At 38.4% G+C, this 15,769-nt stretch carries 13 protein-coding genes; all 13 read right to left on the bottom strand.

The genetic code is table 11. The features are described from left to right. Window positions 1-757: 757 nt before the first annotated feature. The 13 genes from asnB to M0R38_06600 all read right to left on the bottom strand — a co-directional run bounded on the left by asnB (window position 758) and on the right by M0R38_06600 (window position 15,753). A complete protein-coding gene (gene asnB / locus M0R38_06660) occupies window positions 758-2,629 on the bottom strand; it encodes an asparagine synthase (glutamine-hydrolyzing) (protein MCK9481423.1) in 1,872 nt (623 codons plus the stop codon). 10 nt (window positions 2,630-2,639) lie between these two features. Beyond that, window positions 2,640-3,428, bottom strand: coding sequence for a glycosyltransferase (locus M0R38_06655; protein ID MCK9481422.1), 789 nt, complete (start codon window positions 3,426-3,428; stop codon window positions 2,640-2,642). Beyond that, window positions 3,421-5,292, bottom strand: a complete 1,872-nt coding sequence (locus M0R38_06650; protein ID MCK9481421.1) for a glycosyltransferase — start codon at window positions 5,290-5,292, stop codon at window positions 3,421-3,423. Before M0R38_06650 ends, M0R38_06655 begins: the two co-directional genes overlap by 8 nt. Further along, the gene (locus tag M0R38_06645; GenBank protein ID MCK9481420.1) at window positions 5,289-6,407 is read right to left on the bottom strand and encodes a DegT/DnrJ/EryC1/StrS family aminotransferase; all 1,119 of its coding nucleotides are present in this window, start codon (window positions 6,405-6,407) and stop codon (window positions 5,289-5,291) included. Before M0R38_06645 ends, M0R38_06650 begins: the two co-directional genes overlap by 4 nt. Continuing rightward, complete coding sequence (locus M0R38_06640) at window positions 6,389-7,156, bottom strand: N-acetyltransferase (GenBank protein MCK9481419.1); 768 nt, start codon at window positions 7,154-7,156, stop codon at window positions 6,389-6,391. The genes M0R38_06645 and M0R38_06640 overlap by 19 nt, the downstream gene beginning before the upstream one ends. Beyond that, window positions 7,153-7,554 carry an FdtA/QdtA family cupin domain-containing protein gene (locus M0R38_06635; GenBank protein ID MCK9481418.1) on the bottom strand — a complete coding sequence of 134 codons (402 nt, stop codon included), beginning with the start codon at window positions 7,552-7,554 and terminating at the stop codon, window positions 7,153-7,155. Before M0R38_06635 ends, M0R38_06640 begins: the two co-directional genes overlap by 4 nt. Next, complete coding sequence (locus M0R38_06630) at window positions 7,551-9,404, bottom strand: hypothetical protein (GenBank protein ID MCK9481417.1); 1,854 nt, start codon at window positions 9,402-9,404, stop codon at window positions 7,551-7,553. Before M0R38_06630 ends, M0R38_06635 begins: the two co-directional genes overlap by 4 nt. Further along, on the bottom strand, window positions 9,405-10,655 hold the full coding sequence (locus M0R38_06625; GenBank protein MCK9481416.1) for an ABC transporter ATP-binding protein: 1,251 nt from the start codon (window positions 10,653-10,655) through the stop codon (window positions 9,405-9,407). 10 nt (window positions 10,656-10,665) lie between these two features. Next, window positions 10,666-11,499 (bottom strand): ABC transporter permease, encoded by an 834-nt coding sequence (locus M0R38_06620; GenBank protein MCK9481415.1) that lies wholly within the window; start codon window positions 11,497-11,499, stop codon window positions 10,666-10,668. Between the two features lie 100 nt (window positions 11,500-11,599). Beyond that, complete coding sequence (locus M0R38_06615) at window positions 11,600-12,904, bottom strand: nucleotide sugar dehydrogenase (protein MCK9481414.1); 1,305 nt, start codon at window positions 12,902-12,904, stop codon at window positions 11,600-11,602. 21 nt (window positions 12,905-12,925) lie between these two features. Beyond that, window positions 12,926-14,566 carry a sulfatase-like hydrolase/transferase gene (locus M0R38_06610; protein MCK9481413.1) on the bottom strand — a complete coding sequence of 547 codons (1,641 nt, stop codon included), beginning with the start codon at window positions 14,564-14,566 and terminating at the stop codon, window positions 12,926-12,928. Between the two features lie 35 nt (window positions 14,567-14,601). Next, window positions 14,602-15,120 (bottom strand): UpxY family transcription antiterminator, encoded by a 519-nt coding sequence (locus M0R38_06605; GenBank protein ID MCK9481412.1) that lies wholly within the window; start codon window positions 15,118-15,120, stop codon window positions 14,602-14,604. Window positions 15,121-15,222: 102 nt separating this feature from the next. After that, window positions 15,223-15,753 carry an ArsR family transcriptional regulator gene (locus M0R38_06600; protein MCK9481411.1) on the bottom strand — a complete coding sequence of 177 codons (531 nt, stop codon included), beginning with the start codon at window positions 15,751-15,753 and terminating at the stop codon, window positions 15,223-15,225. Window positions 15,754-15,769 lie beyond the last annotated feature (16 nt).

Raw genomic sequence — 15,769 nt, 5'->3', positions numbered from 1 at the left:
CACTCACCATGACAGGAGCGTTTGTCGTCCTGAGTGATTTTGCGCTTTGGCAAAATCGTATCGAAGGGCGATAATTCAAATGAGGTGTCATGGTTCGATACGCCCTTTGGAATCACTCACCATGACATGTTACGGATATCTTTCAAAACTCCAACTCCTTTTGTCATACTGAGTGCGAAAACTTGTTCGAGCGTATCGAAGGGCGACAAAAGATGAGGAGCCGTGTTCCCTCATCATGGTTCGATACGTTCCGCTTAGGGCGGAACACTCACCATGACAAGCGTATAAAATTGTCGTCCTGAGTGATTTTGCGCTTTGGCAAAATCGTATCGAAGGGCGACAATTCAAACAAGGTGTCATGGTTCGATACGCCCTTTGGGACTACTCACCATGACATGTTACGGATATCTTTTAAAACTCCAACTCCTTTTGTCACACTGAGTGCGAGAACTTGTTCGAGCGTATCGAAGGGCGACAAAAGGTGAAGGGCGGAACACTCACCATGACAGGAGCGTTTGTCGTCCTGAGTGATTTTGCGCTTTGGCAAAATCGTATCGAAGGGCGGCAAAAGATGAAGGGCGTGTTCCCTCGTCATGGTTCGATACGTTCCGCTTAGGGCGGAATCACTCACCATGACAGGAGCGTTTGTCGTCCTGAGTGATTTTGCGCTTTGGCAAAATCGTATCGAAGGGCGATAATTCAAACAAGGTGTCATGGTTCGATACGCCCTTCGGGACTACTCACCATGACAGAGAAATTAATTTATCATTTCCATATTTATTCCCAACCAAGCATCTCTTACTTGAGCCGTGTTCAACCCTCCTGATTTGTATGCTTTGAATAACTCCTCTCGTTGTTGTTTTTCTTTCACACTATCCAACACCCACTCCTTCAATGAACCATTAAACCAATGCTCCACAGGACTACCGATTCCCACTTTGAAAGTACGTGTGCGAACGGTTTCGTCCATTCGGTTTTTCATGGCTTCACGTACAATGAGCTTGGTAAAGCCCTGTCCTATTTTGCTACCCACAGGAAGTGAAAAAACATAGCTTACCAACCGCCAGTCCATAAAAGGCATACGGATTTCTACACTGTTCATCATACCCGCACGGTCAAAGTTGCGAAGCAAGGCAGGCAGTGTGTGCTGAAAAAACTCATAATAGAGCATTCGTTCAGGCAATGATTTTCCGGAAAAATCATAGGGCTTATCACTAAGGCTTGGCAAGTCAGCAGGAAAAAATCCTTCGTCTTTGGGTTTTATACCCAAAGTGTTTTTCAGTCTAAATTTTAGCGTGCTTTCTCTTGCTTTTTTATCTGTCAGGGCTTGGGCAAACTTTTGCTGTTGAGCAAACTGCATTTCGGGGTGATACATATTTTGCAACACTTGGGAGTAGTCCTGCGTTTGCTGAACGCTTCCCTGCCACAGAGCATGGTTGTAAATCGCATATACCATATCCCTGTATCCATAGAGCATTTCGTCCACTCCGTGCCCGTCCATAGAAACCGTGATACCGCTTCTTTTCATACCTGCATACACCGCAGATATGGAAGTAATAGGGGAAGTGCTTATAAAATCCGCCAATTCCGTTTCCTGTTGTATTTTTGACGGAAGCGAGTCAATATCTGTTTCAATGGTTTCAATCTTTCCTCCGCAAAAGGAGGCTGCTTTCAGTGCATATTCGTGTTCATTTTGTGGCAAACCAGGGAAAATAGCTGTAAATGCCCTTTGAGAATCTTTGTTTACACGTCCCAAGCTTTCTTTTTGTAATATGTCAGACACAAGGCTATACACCGAACTTGAATCCAAGCCTCCGCTCAGAGCAGTGGCAACAGGCACATCGCTTACCAAGCGAATACGGCAAGCATCTCTTAATAATTCATAAAATTTGGCTGCCTGCTTTTCAAGCGTTTTGGGAATTTCTTCCTGCAAATGCTCATCTATGTGCCACCATCTTTTTTGCTGCAAAGGCTGTCCTTTTTTCACCACCAGATAGTGTGCCGGCAACAGTTGTAAAATGTTTTTAAAGGGCGTATAACCCAAGCCTTCCAAAGCGTAGGCATCCTGCAAATTCAGTTGTAACAGGCTTTCATCAAATTCCCGTTTAAAATCTTCCAAAAACTTAAAAGCCCTTGTTTCAGAAGCAAAAGCAAATTGCTTGTCGGGCTGGTGCAGGTAGTAAAGAGGCTTTATCCCAAATCTGTCGCGTGCCAGAAAAAGCTCTCTTTCCTGCGTGTCCCATATAGCAAAAGCCCACATTCCGTTGAATTTATGCAGGCAACTCTTGCCCCATTCAGCATAAGCAGCAAGTATTACTTCGGTATCTGTTTCAGAACGGAACTTGTGTCCTTTCTGCTCCAACTCCCTGCGGATTTCAGGGAAATTAAAAATTTCTCCGTTATAAGTTATCCAATACCTGTCGTCAGCGTAAGACATGGGCTGCTTTCCAGACTCTGACAAATCAAGGATTGCCAGTCTGCGTTGCCCCAAGCCTAATGTATTGTCATCAAACCACTCATACCCCGCACCGTCAGGACCACGATGCAGCATAGAATCCGTGAAAGCTTTTAGCTTGTTTTCACTGACAGGTTCAGAATTAAAGTGATATATGCCGGAAATGCCACACATGGGGGATTAGTTAGCTGTTTATTTCCTTTTCATATCTTCTCAAACTCCTCCAACTCAAAAACTCATATCGGGCAGCCATAAGGCTGAGCAAAAAGCCTGTAAGCCCATCTTTATATCCTTCCTTGGTTTTAAAGGAATAGTAAAAACGGATAATGCTGTCGTGCCATTGCTTGTTCAGAGAATATCTCTTGCCTGCATTATATTGGGCTTTCCCCTCGCCCTGCAAATAGCGTTTGTGCTTGTCAAATAGCTGCTTCCAACTGTTGCACCAAAAATGCTTGTCGTAGTTTTCTCCTGTAAAACGGATTTTTTTTCGCAAATACCCTTCCTTCACTTTAATCCCCGCATGAACTTCATCATCTATGGTAACCCCCTGCTTTTTATACAGCAAACGGGCATACACAACTCCACCATAAACAGTTCCTTTAAGCTTTTTCCCTTTAAAATAGTTAAACATAGGCACTCTGATAACTGCCAACTCGGGAGGTGCTGTTTCAAGTGTATTTTTAATATCCTCTGCCAATGCAGGCATAATCCGCTCATCAGGGTCTATAAGTATGAACCAATCGTATTTTAGTTTAGGAATAAAAAGCGGGTGCACATCTTCTATACGTGGGACTTTTTTAAATTCCTCAACAGTTGTTGCATACTTCTTCGCTATCTCAACAGAATTATCCTTAGAACCCAAATTGACAAAATATATCTCATCACAAAACTGTATGGATTTAAGACAATCTTCCAACAAATGTCCTTCATTGTAAGAGGCAACAAGCGCAGATATGGGAAGTTTATTAGACATACAGAAGTGTTCCTTTAATAGCATCCTTTACTAATTGATACCTTCCTTGGCGGTGAAAAGGTGAATTAAAAAACCTTAAAAGAGAAGATATTCCATGATATTTTCTGTTTTGATAATACCAGTGCATCCACCTCTGCTCCAGTTGCTTTCTTAATTCTGCTTCAGGAAAAAATAAGTGGCTTTCATTGCCATATAATATTTTACAAAACCAGTTATGCAATAAAAAAAGCTCTTTCTTTTCTATCGTATCATTTGAGGGTACTGCAAATTTCTCATGTAAAACCATCTCTTCCTGAGTAGGAATTATCCCAATTTCTTTCAAACCTTTTAATCTTACTCTTTCAGCATGTTTAATCTTTTTCTGAGTGATGTTTGCACCATGTATCCGATACAAGTAAAGTGGTACCTGCAAAATATGCACTCTATATCCCTGTTTGAGAAGCGAAAACCACATGTTATAATCTTCTGCAACCTGAAAGTCCGTATCATACTTTATTGCTTTCAAAACATCTGCCTTAAGAAGAGCCGGAGCATGAGGTACCGGGTTGTCAAACAGTAAAATAGCCTTGAGGTCTTCGGACTTTTGCTTGAATTTGAAAGTCTTAGGCAAAGACCTGTCGGGATAAAAACAGGTCAACCAAGAAGAAACAGCCGCAAAGGAAGAGTTCTCTTCCAAAAACAATACTTCCTTTTCTATTCTGTTTGGAACACAAATATCATCAGCATCCATTCTGGCAATATATTTTCCAACACATTCTCCCAGCCCCCTGTTTGCCGCAGAAGCAATTCCTTTATTTTCTTGGTTTATGAGTTTAATATTGGAATGTTCTTTTATTAACTCCTGTATTTTTGCTTCTGTTCTGTCTGCTGAACCATCATTTACAACAACAATTTCTATAGCCGGGTATGTTTGAAGCAAAACTGATTTCAGAGCATTCTGTATATACTTTTCTGCATTATACGCACACATTAAAACCGAAACAAGAGGCTGATTTCCTCCCTTTCCCATTCTCATCCACTCATATTCCGCTTCCCATATTTTAATTCCCTCCTCCTCATTTATCAAGAGGAGTTTTGTGATTTCTTCTGCTACTTTTTCCCTAATGATTTGTTTGTTTTCTTCTTCTGCAATATGTTTTTTAAGAACTGATATTGAGTCCTGCACATATCTTGTATCCGTTTCAAAATTCAGATGCATATTTTTCTCATGCATTCTGTACCGAACCAACGATTTCTTAATAAACCCAAATTCAAAGGACTTCTTAGCCCTTAATAAAAAATCCCAGTCTTCAAATATCAGGCTCTCATCATACCCTCCTGTTTTCTCCCAAACCTCTTTTTTATAGAAAAGTGTGGGAGCATTTAAAAACTGAGCATTCAATAAGTGCTTAAAATCATTAACCACAGAATGGTTTATATCTGTGCAGTTATATTCCCAGTTTGAATTTCTGATATGTTTCCCTGCCGAATCAATATGGGACATATCTGTACATACCAAGGATACGGTTGCATGATTTTGAACATATTCCCAGATAGTTTTCAGATAGTTTTTTTCTAAAATATCATCGCACGAGATGGGTTTTATCCACTGCCCGCTTGCTAAGGAAACAGCTTTATTAAGGGTTTTGCAGAGTCCTAAATTCTGTTCATTAAACAATATGGTTATCCTAACCTTATGTTCATTCTCTTTTATCCACTGATTAATGATATCAACAGAGTTATCCTTGGAAAAATCATCTGTTATTATAATCTCAAAAGGAACCTTGGTTTCCTGCTGAATTATGGATTCTAAGGTTTCAATGACATACCCCTCATGATTATAGCAAGCAGCAATGAAAGAAACTAAAGGCAAAGATTGGTTCACCGAAAAAACTTCTTTATTGTTTGTACAATATATGCTTGCTCATCTTCCAATAATCCCGGAAATAAAGGAATGCTAAGACAGGTTTCCGCTATTTCCTCAGCTATCGGGAAATCTCCTTTCCTATATCCTAACTCCTGATAGGCTTGTTGTAAATGAGGGGGAACAGGGTAGTGGATAACAGTTCCTATTCCCTGCTGTGTCAGGTAATTCTGTAACTCGTTTCTTTGTTTGGTTCTTATTTGATAAATATGATATACAGAGGTCGCACCTTCTGCCAATTGAGGCAAAACCAAATCACCAACTGTTGCTAACTCTTGGTTATAAATATCCGCCAATTTGTTGCGCTCTGTATTATCCTGTTGCAAAAACTTTAATTTTTCACTCAAAAACGCAGCCTGCAACTCATCAAGTCTGGAATTAACTCCCTTGATTTCGTTGTAATACTTCTTCTGTGAACCGTAGTTTCGCAATACCCTGATTTTTCTATCCAACGCTTCAGTATTGGTTGTAACGGCTCCTCCATCACCCAAAGCACCTAAATTCTTTCCGGGATAGAAACTTGTTGCATTTATATCTCCCCACGCTCCGCAAAGTTTACCTTTATAGCTTGCTCCTTGCGCTTGTGCATTATCTTCCAAAACAAATAAGCCGTACTTTTGGGCAACAGCGCATATCGCCTCCAATTCTGCTGCCTGACCATACAGGTTCACAGGCATAATAACTTTAGTTTTAGAAGTAATTTTTTCTTCTATTAAATCGGGGTTGATGTTACAGGTATCCAATCGGGGTTCAACAGGAATTGGAATTGCACCCACATAAGAAACAGCCAACCATGAGGCAATATACGTGTTAGAAGGTACAAGAACTTCATCTCCCTGTCCAACTTCCAAGGCTTTCAGAGAAAGAATCAGAGCATCTAAGCCGTTGGCAACGCCTGTACAGTATTTGGTTTCTGAAAAGTCTGCATATTCCCGCTCAAAACTCTCTACTGATTTCCCTAATATATACCAACCGCTATCTAATACCTCATTAAAGGTGTTTTTCAACACCTCCTGATGGCGCAGGTTTATATCTTTTAAATTTAAATAGGGAATCTTCATTGACTGTCTATCCATTTATCGTAGCCAACTCCTTCCCAAGGCATTCCTCTTTCAAAATGATAAGTCCATGGGTAATGAGAAGCATTCTTTTCTCTTGATTTAATCTCTCTCACATCTTTTATAACCTTCCCTGGATTACCAAGCATTAATTGAAAATCATCAACATCCTTACCAACAACAGTTCCCGCACCGATTAAGCAGTTTTTACCAACTTTCACTCCAGGCAGTAAAATCGAGCCTACAGCTATTTGTGAGTAATCATCAACAGTTGGTCCAATACATATATTAGATGGAGGTGTCGGGTCATTTGTAAAAATGACATAAGGATAAATAAATACAAAATTACCAATTGTCGATTTTTGACCAATATGAACATTTGAATGCAGCCAACAATAGTTTCCAAATTTACTATATCCTTGAATATCTGACAAAGTGCCAACACGACAATTGTTTCCAAAAACTGTGTTTTCTCTGATTGTTACCCTATGTCCACAAGAAAAAGAATTTCCTAAGAATACGCCTGCATAGATAATAGTATGACTTCTTATAAGTGAATTCTCTCCTATAGTTGTTTGAGAATTGTTATAACCATTAAGGTTATCATAATAACTTCCTAAAGGCTCTCCAATGATACAGTCATTGCAAACTGTTACATTATCTTCGATAATCACGTTATCATATATAGACGTGTTATCCCCTATTTTCACGTTCTGCCCAATCACCGCCTTTGGACTAATGTACACATTTCGATTGTTAAATTTCATTTGGATAGCTCTTTAAAGTCCCTATAACTTCTTACATAATCCGCTTCGTTGTATAAACTGGAAGCAAGTACCAACTGCACCGCATTGTGAGAATACTGCATAGTATGCCAACAGAGCTTTGGCATATATACTCCCATATCAGGTTTGTCCAATACAAAAACATTCATTGAGCCATCAGGCATTTCGGTATTCACTACAATTCTGCCGGCTACTGCTATGAGTACCATTTCCGTTTCATAATGAGCATGACGACCTCGTACAACTTCTTCGGGAGTGAAGTATGTCCAAAAAACACGTTTGAGTTCAAAGGGTATTTGCTGCTGCAATTCCGCAACAGAAATGTAGCCTTCTGTCGGTTTTCCTATTTTTCTAAAGTTTATTATTTGTGGCTCTTTCATTTCCTTTTTACCAAAAATCCTTCCACGTACATAAAGTCCAAGTTTGTGTCTAAAAAATCCCTGACAGCATCTTCCGGTGTTTCCACAATTGTACGTCCGTGTTTGTTGAAAGAAGTATTGATACTGACTCCAAAGCCTGTAAGGTTTTTCATCTCTTTCAAATACCTGTAAAACATTGGGTTTTCTTTTTCTGATACAAACTGCGCCCTGGCTGTTCCGTCTATGTGTGCGGAAGCAGGTATTTTATCCCTAAATTCTTCTTTCAAATAAAAGGCAGCAGTCATGTGTTTATTAGAATAAGAACTTTGAAACAAACGCTCTCTTTCTTCTTCTAAAATAGAAGGACAGAATGGCTGAAACAAAGGTCTGTTTTTAATGGACTTATTAATTTTTTCTGTAACATCTTTAAATCTGCAATCCGCAATAATGCTTCTGTTACCCAAAGCTCTGGGACCCCATTCCATTCTCCCATGAAACAATGCACCAATCTTCCCTTCCGACACTAACCTTGCCGCATTTTCGGGCCATTCCGGACTATATACCTCAAAGGTTATTTCATTTACATACTTCTTTAATGTTGTTTCAACTTGTTCCTTAGAATAGGACGTTCCCCAATAAGGCATAATGTTGGACTTCATCCAATTCAAATCTGTCATGGTTTTCCCTGATGCGAGATATGCCATATAACAAGCCCCCTCTGCACTTCCGTCATCTGCCATGGCGGGTATAATATAAATATCAGAGGTTAGTTCGCTAAAAATCCTCAGATTCAGTATGACATTGGCAAATACCCCTCCACTCAAACATAACTTTGTTGCCTTGGAAACTTCAATCAAACCTGAAATATATTGCAACATTATTTCTTCTAGGAACTTTTGAATAGCAGCGCACAAATCCTCTTTTTTAAATTGAATCAGCATGGATTTAAACTCATCTAAAGAAAACAACATTTCTGCTTCTTCCTTATTTACCAGAATATGTGGATACCCATTGGCATTCTTTTGAACAGAAAAACACTTCCAAATCTTTTTATACACTTCGTTCTGATGATTTCCGTATGCTGCCAAAGCCTCAACCTTCCCTTCATCTGCGTGAGGAGTAAAGCCTAACATCTTTGTAAAATACGTGTACATTCCCCCAATAGAGCACTCCTCCCAAAATGTAGAGTATTTCCCTGTATAGTAAAGGAAACGGTCTGGTGATGTTGATTGTGATAATAATGTATATTTTCCGTCTTTTAATAAAAACGCTTTTGAAAAATGATTGTGGTCTCCATGCCCATCCATGGTTATAAGCAACACATTATCTTCAAAAGGAGATGTAACATAACTTGAAACAGCATGACATTCTTCATGGTCAAAATAACTCAGTTCTATCTCTGCTTGCGGAAATTTTTTATTTAATAACTCTTTCAGAATATGATATTGAAACTGGGTCTCACCGGATTTTTCAAAATTGTTGTACTGTCTCAACTTCCCCTTAAAGAACAAACTCATCTCTCTTCTAAAACGACTCTGTTTGTTAAATTCTCCAAGTTTATTCAGATACCCCTTCAAGTAAGGCTCACCCAAAAACTCTCGTTTAAACATCTCAAATTCATAATGATTAAGTCTGTATCGCTGAGACTTTTGTCCAAGTTTTGAATTGCCACAATATACTTTCTTAACTTTGTTTACATCTATTTCCCTATATTGGATATACTTCTCTAAACAAAGTACGGGAAACAAGGTATCATGCTTAAACCTGGTAAGCCTCTCCATAGAGATAGCAAAAGGGGTCTTATTCTCACTATCTAAAGCAAAAACAGCTGTATCGTGGCTGTCAAAATTTATTCCTAAGTAAATTTCCATTTATACTACATTAAAGTTCCCATGAGTTACCACTGCACCTTCTCCCGTTTTCAAGTTATAAATGATTCCGTTTGTTGTTATTTCTGAAACTTCAAAGGTTAGTACCTTCTCCTTATAGTCAACAGATTTACCATTAAAAAACAGATTCAATGTTAAGGCATATTTACCGGGAGCTAATATAGTGTCCTTGTTTGTATATGCCAATCTTTGTGTCTTATTTCCAATACTGAAAGATTCTGACTTATCAGAGTATATATTCAAATCCATACTATCGGCAATTCCAATGCCTAATACAACGTTTCCTGCATTTTCCCTAGACTCAATCAGAACCTCAACTCTAAATTTTTCACCGCATTTAAACTGCGAATTTGGAGAATTGCTTTCATCTAACATTCTAACCCGAATCATCTGAACAGGGAGAGCCTCTTTCAAATTAAAATCCAATTCTCCGCGAAGAGTAACTTCATTGGTCAAATATTCTGATATCATTCTTTCTGTGGCTCCTGAACTGTGTAGCAGACCATTCTTTAAATAAATTGCTTTGGTACAAAGTGTTTGAATTGCCCCCATATTATGACTGACAAACAAAACCGTTCTTCCCTCGCCACTTACAGATTTCATTTTGCCCAGACATTTCTTTTGAAACTCTGCGTCTCCTACTGCTAACACTTCGTCAACAACTAAAATTTCAGGTTCCAAATGTGCCGCTACCGCAAAACCCAAACGAACATGCATACCAGAAGAATACCTTTTTACAGGTGTATCAATATACCTTTCCACTCCTGCAAAATCTACTATCTCATCAAACTTAGCTTTTATTTCGGCTTTGCTCATTCCCATAATAGCTCCGTTCAGAAACACATTTTCTCTGCCGGTCAATTCAGGGTGAAAACCCGTGCCTACTTCAAGCAAGGAAGCCATGCGACCTCTAACCTTTATACTTCCTGTTGTTGGAGTTGTTACTCTTGAAAGAAGTTTTAATAAAGTACTCTTTCCCGCCCCATTCTTTCCGATTATGCCTAATACCTCCCCCTGTTTTACCTCAAAGTTAATATCTCTAAGTGCCCACACATAATCAGAACTTCCTTTTGTGGAGCGGTCATTGGTTTCTCCAACTTTCAAAAAAGGGTCTTCTTTACCTCTGATTTTATAAGCCCATCTTTTAAAATCATTTGCCATTGTCCCTGCCGACACCTGCCCCAAACGATACTGTTTGGATATATTTTCTGCTTTGATGACTATATCACTCATGATTACTCCTCTACACCGTATCCATAAAACTCTTCTCCACTTTGTGGAAAGCGACAATACCAACAAACAACAGAATCAGCATATAGGTAAAACTGATTGCTAAATTCTGGATGCTAAACACCCCTTCGCCCAAAAATCCGTACTTGATAGCTTCTATAATAGAACTCATAGGATTTACCATGTTTAAAATAAACCGCATTTTTTCACTCAAAATACTGAATGGATAGATAATTGGCGAGGCATACATCAACAACTGCACACCAAAACCTACTAAAAATGTGAAGTCTCTGTACTTGGTTGTGAGAGATGAAATAAAAATACCAAATCCGAGTCCCAAGCCTGCCATCATGAGTATATATAAGGGTAACAAGGCAATGGTTGCATTAGGCTGAATACTGCCCTGCCACCAATAATAAAAGAAGACAACAAGAAACAAGACAAGCTGGATACCAAATTTGATGAGATTGGATATTACTACAGAAATTGGTGTTATCAGACGCGGGAAATATACTTTACCGAAAATACTTGCATTTGATACAAAGGTATTGCTTGTTCCGGTAAGACAACTTGCAAAATAATTCCAAAAGGTAAGTCCACTCAAATAAAAAATTATAGGAGGCACTCCGTCTGTTGAAATCTTGGCAAAATTACCAAAGATAAAAGTAAAGGTAATGGTGGTCAATATCGGCTGCACAAAGAACCATATCGGACCAAGCACTGTTTGCTTATATACCGCTACAAAATCCCTGCGAACAAAGAGCATGAGCAGGTCGCGGTATTGCCAAATGGCTTTGAAGTCTATATCATACCATTTGGTTTTGGGTTTTATTTCTGTTGTAAACAAAGTGTTATATCTTTTTTAACTTGTTTTTATTTGAATGAAAAAGTGTAGTGCTTCGATACGTTTTGCTGCGCAAAACACTCAGTATGACACTTTTAGGATTTTATAATCTTTCATCCACCATCGACCTGTCTAAGAACGACTTGGTATCAAAAATCACAGCATCAGGGTGTTTGAGTTTCTCATATTGAATCTCTAAAAATTCATTGTGAGACACTGCAAGAATGATAGCATTATACTGCTTGCCATTCAAAGAAGGTAACAACTGAATCTTATATTCGTGCATGACTTCATCAGCATCTGCCCAAGGATCATATATATCAACATTCAACCCAAATTGTGAAAGTTCATGATAAATATCGGTTACTTTGGTATTACGGGTATCAGGGCAATTCTCTTTGAATGTAACGCCTAAGATTAACACATTCTCCCCTTTTACTTTATGACCTTTCTCAATCATCAATTTAATAACACGATTGGCTACAAAGACGCCCATCATATCATTCACTCGCCTTCCTGACAGTATCACTTGAGGATGATAGCCAACTGCTTCTGCTTTGTGTGCTAAATAATATGGATCTACACCAATGCAATGACCTCCTACTAATCCGGGTTTATATTTCAAGAAATTCCATTTGGTGGAGGCGGCTTCAATCACATCTGTTGTATCAATACCAATACGCTCAAAAATTAACGCTAACTCATTCATAAAACTGATGTTGATATCTCTCTGCGCATTCTCAATCGCTTTTGACGCTTCTGCCACTTTCATGCTTGGTGCCAGATGTGTTCCGGCTGTAATGATTGAAGCATATAGGTTATTGACAATCTCTGCAATTTGAGGTGTTGAACCTGATGTTACTTTTTTGATTTTTGTCAATGTATTCACCTTGTCACCGGGATTAATCCTCTCTGGAGAGTAACCACAATAAAATTCTTGATTGAACTTTAGATTTGAAGTTTTTTCTAATGCAGGCACACATACTTCTTCGGTACACCCCGGATATACAGTTGATTCATAAATCACAATATCGCCTTGTTTCAAGTGTCTGCCTATCATCTCAGATGCCTTGATTAAAGGTGTTAAATCAGGAGCTTTAAACTCATTAATCGGTGTAGGGACAGTAACAATGAATACATTGCTATTGCTAAGTTCTTCTTCATTTGCAGAAAATTTTAATCCGGTTGATTCTGCTTGTGTCTGACCAATCGCTTTGCCTCTTGTAAGCGCCTCATGCAGTTCTACCAAATCAGCTTCCCTTGTGTGGTCTTCGCCCTTGCTTAACTCAGCTATCCTTTTTTGGTTAATGTCAAATCCTAATACAGGATATTTTTTTGAAAATTCTAATGCCAGCGGCAAGCCTACATATCCCAGACCAATTACTGCTATTTTATGTTGTTGTACCATCTTTATAAATTGATAAAGTCTTTATTTCTTTGCTAAAATTTGCAAGTCAAAGTCCTGATCGCCTTTGACTATGCGAGGTTTTGAGATGAATGAATTGCTAAAAACACTCTTGCTGTCATCTCTGCCTTCAAATTGTATATTCATCAAATCTGCTATGGAGTAAATCAGATCATCAGTCATATATTTTCTTTTTGTAAATGATGAATATGCCTCTTTCTTATCGCTTTGATTCGTCCAATAAATAAAAGGAATTTCATACATAGGATATGTTGCAATCGGTTCTGCATGTCCCTCAAAATTGATCGTTTCATAGACTTCTTCACCATGATCTGAAAAATACACCAATTGACCTGTTGCATTTTTTTGTGTATTATTCTCGAGCATTTTAATAATACTGCTTACTATATAATCATTGTATAAAACAGCATTGTCGTAGGTGTTGATTGCTTGGGTAGCTCTCTCAGAAGGATAGGGAGTTCTGGGAGCGTCTGTAAACACATTATATGCTTCAGGATAACGCCAATCATACACTGAATGGGTTCCTAAAATATGAACGAAGATTATTTTTTTATTCACCTGCTCATCTAATGCCAATTGAATAAATGGGAATAAATTTTCATCATAAGAACTTTGCACCTCTGCACTACCAAGATTTGTAAAAAAACTTCGGTCGGTGGTTTTTCCAATCATTGTTACTAATGTTTCGTATAACCCAAGTGGGATTTGATTAGAAATCCAATAGGTTTTATATCCTGCTTTTTGTGCTAATTGTACTATACTCCCTTTTTCAACATCTTCAGGATGTGCAGTTGAACCAAAGGTCAACACTTTTTCTAACGATGCAATTGTATTTGCATGAGGGCTAATCACATCTTCAAAAAACAAAAGCGCGTCTGACATTTGTTTAAGGCGAGGTGTAGTATTTCTATAATATCCATACACTCCCATGTGATTCCTTGCAGTTGCTTCACCAATAATAACAACCAAGGTTTGTTTTTGGTCATCATCTTGATTTACCACATGTTGAAGAAAAGTACTGTTATCAGAATGATGAAGGAAGTTCTTGTATCGCTCCACCTCTTGGTGATAAAGCGTGTAACCCTTTATCATTTTATTGAAAACATGATGCTTAAAGTGACCCGCTGAAATATAAATCGAACTGCTAATTAAAATAATAGCAAGTACAGACAAGTGTTTGATCCATTTACCGCCTTTATGCAATCCGGTTTTGACAAATCCAAAATAATCTGAAGGGGTGTAACGATGTATGGCTTTATTGACTGCTATTAAAATAAAAACTGAAGGAATCAAAAACACCAAAATCAGCGTGATAATCTTACTGTTGAGATACACATTAAGGTATTGACCGGCTTCCGCCACATTGGTTTCCAACAAAATATATACGATTGAATACGTAATTTGATCATGATATATACAAGCAAAGGCTGCTTCAAAAAAAATCAGCACCAATGTCAGGATATAGACAGCAAAAACATAAACCGAACGCAAAGTATTTGAAGGCAGAAAATAAGCAAGCAAATACAGCAAAGCGTGAAGAAAAATCAGTCTTTCAGGCAAAACCGGAGCAGAAGTGTAGGTTGTCAACACAACCCATAACACAAGAATCGGATAGAACAGAAACAGATAACTGTATTTAAGCATCAACTTACAATCTATTTGTGGTGAACGCCCGATGATTAATTCTTTACCAAGACTTCCTTTGAGATTTTAACCTTGAGCATTTGCCCAATACTCTCAACAGAAATCAAGAAATAAGTATCTCCCCTTGCTTCCAAAATATAGCCTTCCATTCCCTTTAGCGGACCGCTCGCAATTGTGATTTTGTCACCAATTTCTAATTCCTTACCCGCATCTGCATCGATGTGATAGCCTTTATCAATGAGGGTTTGAAGGATCTGCAATTCACTTTGCTTAACAACAGCATGACTTCCATTGTAATTTACATAGGCAACCACACCCGGAACAAACAAGACCTTTTCTGAAATTTGCACATTAGCGGGAACAAAAATATAACCTCTAAACAGCGGCTCTTCTATCCATTTCTTTCGGTCAGACCTGATACTCAATCTTTTGATAAGCGGTAAATAATACTCTAATCCAAGATTTTCAAACAGTTGCGCCACTTTTTTCTCGTGTCTTGATTTCAAATAGAGTGCATTCCAAATTTTATGTTTATCAATGATTGTTACACTCATCCTGTTTGTCCTATTATTAGCCTGTACCCATTTTTCACGGCTCCGCTTCCTCAGTTACATATTAACCAAGCAAAGCCAAGTATATCAACGAATTGCAAAAACTTACTTACTCCATAAAAGGAGCGGTTCTGCTAATCCGTCTTTTATTTTATCTAACGAAAACTCAGACTGTTCATACGTTATATATCTGATTTTCCGGCTAATTTTCATTTCTGCTTTTGCAATCAGTTCAACCAAATAAGCCTGATTCACCTGACCAACAAATACTAAGTCAATGATATCACAATCCAAGCCTCTGGCAAAATTTCCGACCACATACACTTCTTCCAAACTTCCCAATTGACTAATGATGGAATCCACGATTTTATCCAAGCCTACAAACTTGAGGACAATGTTATGAATGTCTTCAAAAAGAGGGTGTTTAGTATTAACTTTAAAAAATTTCTTATTCCCATGAGAATATGACTGTAGCATCCCTGCTTCTTCAAAGCGGTTCAACTCAAGACGAATCCCATTTGTGGACTCGCCAAACTCTTCTTCCAAACCTCGCAGATACGCTTTGGTACTTGCATTCAAAAAGAATTTAAGCAGCAACTTAACACGAGTTTTGGACGAAATCAGTATATCTATCACAAGTAAATAGTTTGAG

This window comes from Bacteroidia bacterium (assembly GCA_023228875.1).
Lineage (GTDB): Bacteria > Bacteroidota > Bacteroidia > NS11-12g > UBA955 > JALOAG01.
Note: the sequence above shows the minus strand (reverse complement) of the source record. Positions and strands in the feature narration are given on the sequence as shown.

Excerpts from the sequence above, each read along its gene's own strand:
- asnB (MCK9481423.1), bottom strand. The coding sequence starts at position 2,629 with ATGTGTGGCATTTCCGGCATATATCACTTTAATTCTGAACCTGTCAGT.
- M0R38_06655 (MCK9481422.1), bottom strand. The coding sequence starts at position 3,428 with ATGTCTAATAAACTTCCCATATCTGCGCTTGTTGCCTCTTACAATGAA.
- M0R38_06645 (MCK9481420.1), bottom strand. The coding sequence starts at position 6,407 with ATGGATAGACAGTCAATGAAGATTCCCTATTTAAATTTAAAAGATATA.
- M0R38_06640 (MCK9481419.1), bottom strand. The coding sequence starts at position 7,156 with ATGAAATTTAACAATCGAAATGTGTACATTAGTCCAAAGGCGGTGATT.
- M0R38_06635 (MCK9481418.1), bottom strand. The coding sequence starts at position 7,554 with ATGAAAGAGCCACAAATAATAAACTTTAGAAAAATAGGAAAACCGACA.
- M0R38_06630 (MCK9481417.1), bottom strand. The coding sequence starts at position 9,404 with ATGGAAATTTACTTAGGAATAAATTTTGACAGCCACGATACAGCTGTT.
- M0R38_06625 (MCK9481416.1), bottom strand. The coding sequence starts at position 10,655 with ATGAGTGATATAGTCATCAAAGCAGAAAATATATCCAAACAGTATCGT.
- M0R38_06615 (MCK9481414.1), bottom strand. The coding sequence starts at position 12,904 with ATGGTACAACAACATAAAATAGCAGTAATTGGTCTGGGATATGTAGGC.
- M0R38_06610 (MCK9481413.1), bottom strand. The coding sequence starts at position 14,566 with ATGCTTAAATACAGTTATCTGTTTCTGTTCTATCCGATTCTTGTGTTA.
- M0R38_06605 (MCK9481412.1), bottom strand. The coding sequence starts at position 15,120 with ATGAGTGTAACAATCATTGATAAACATAAAATTTGGAATGCACTCTAT.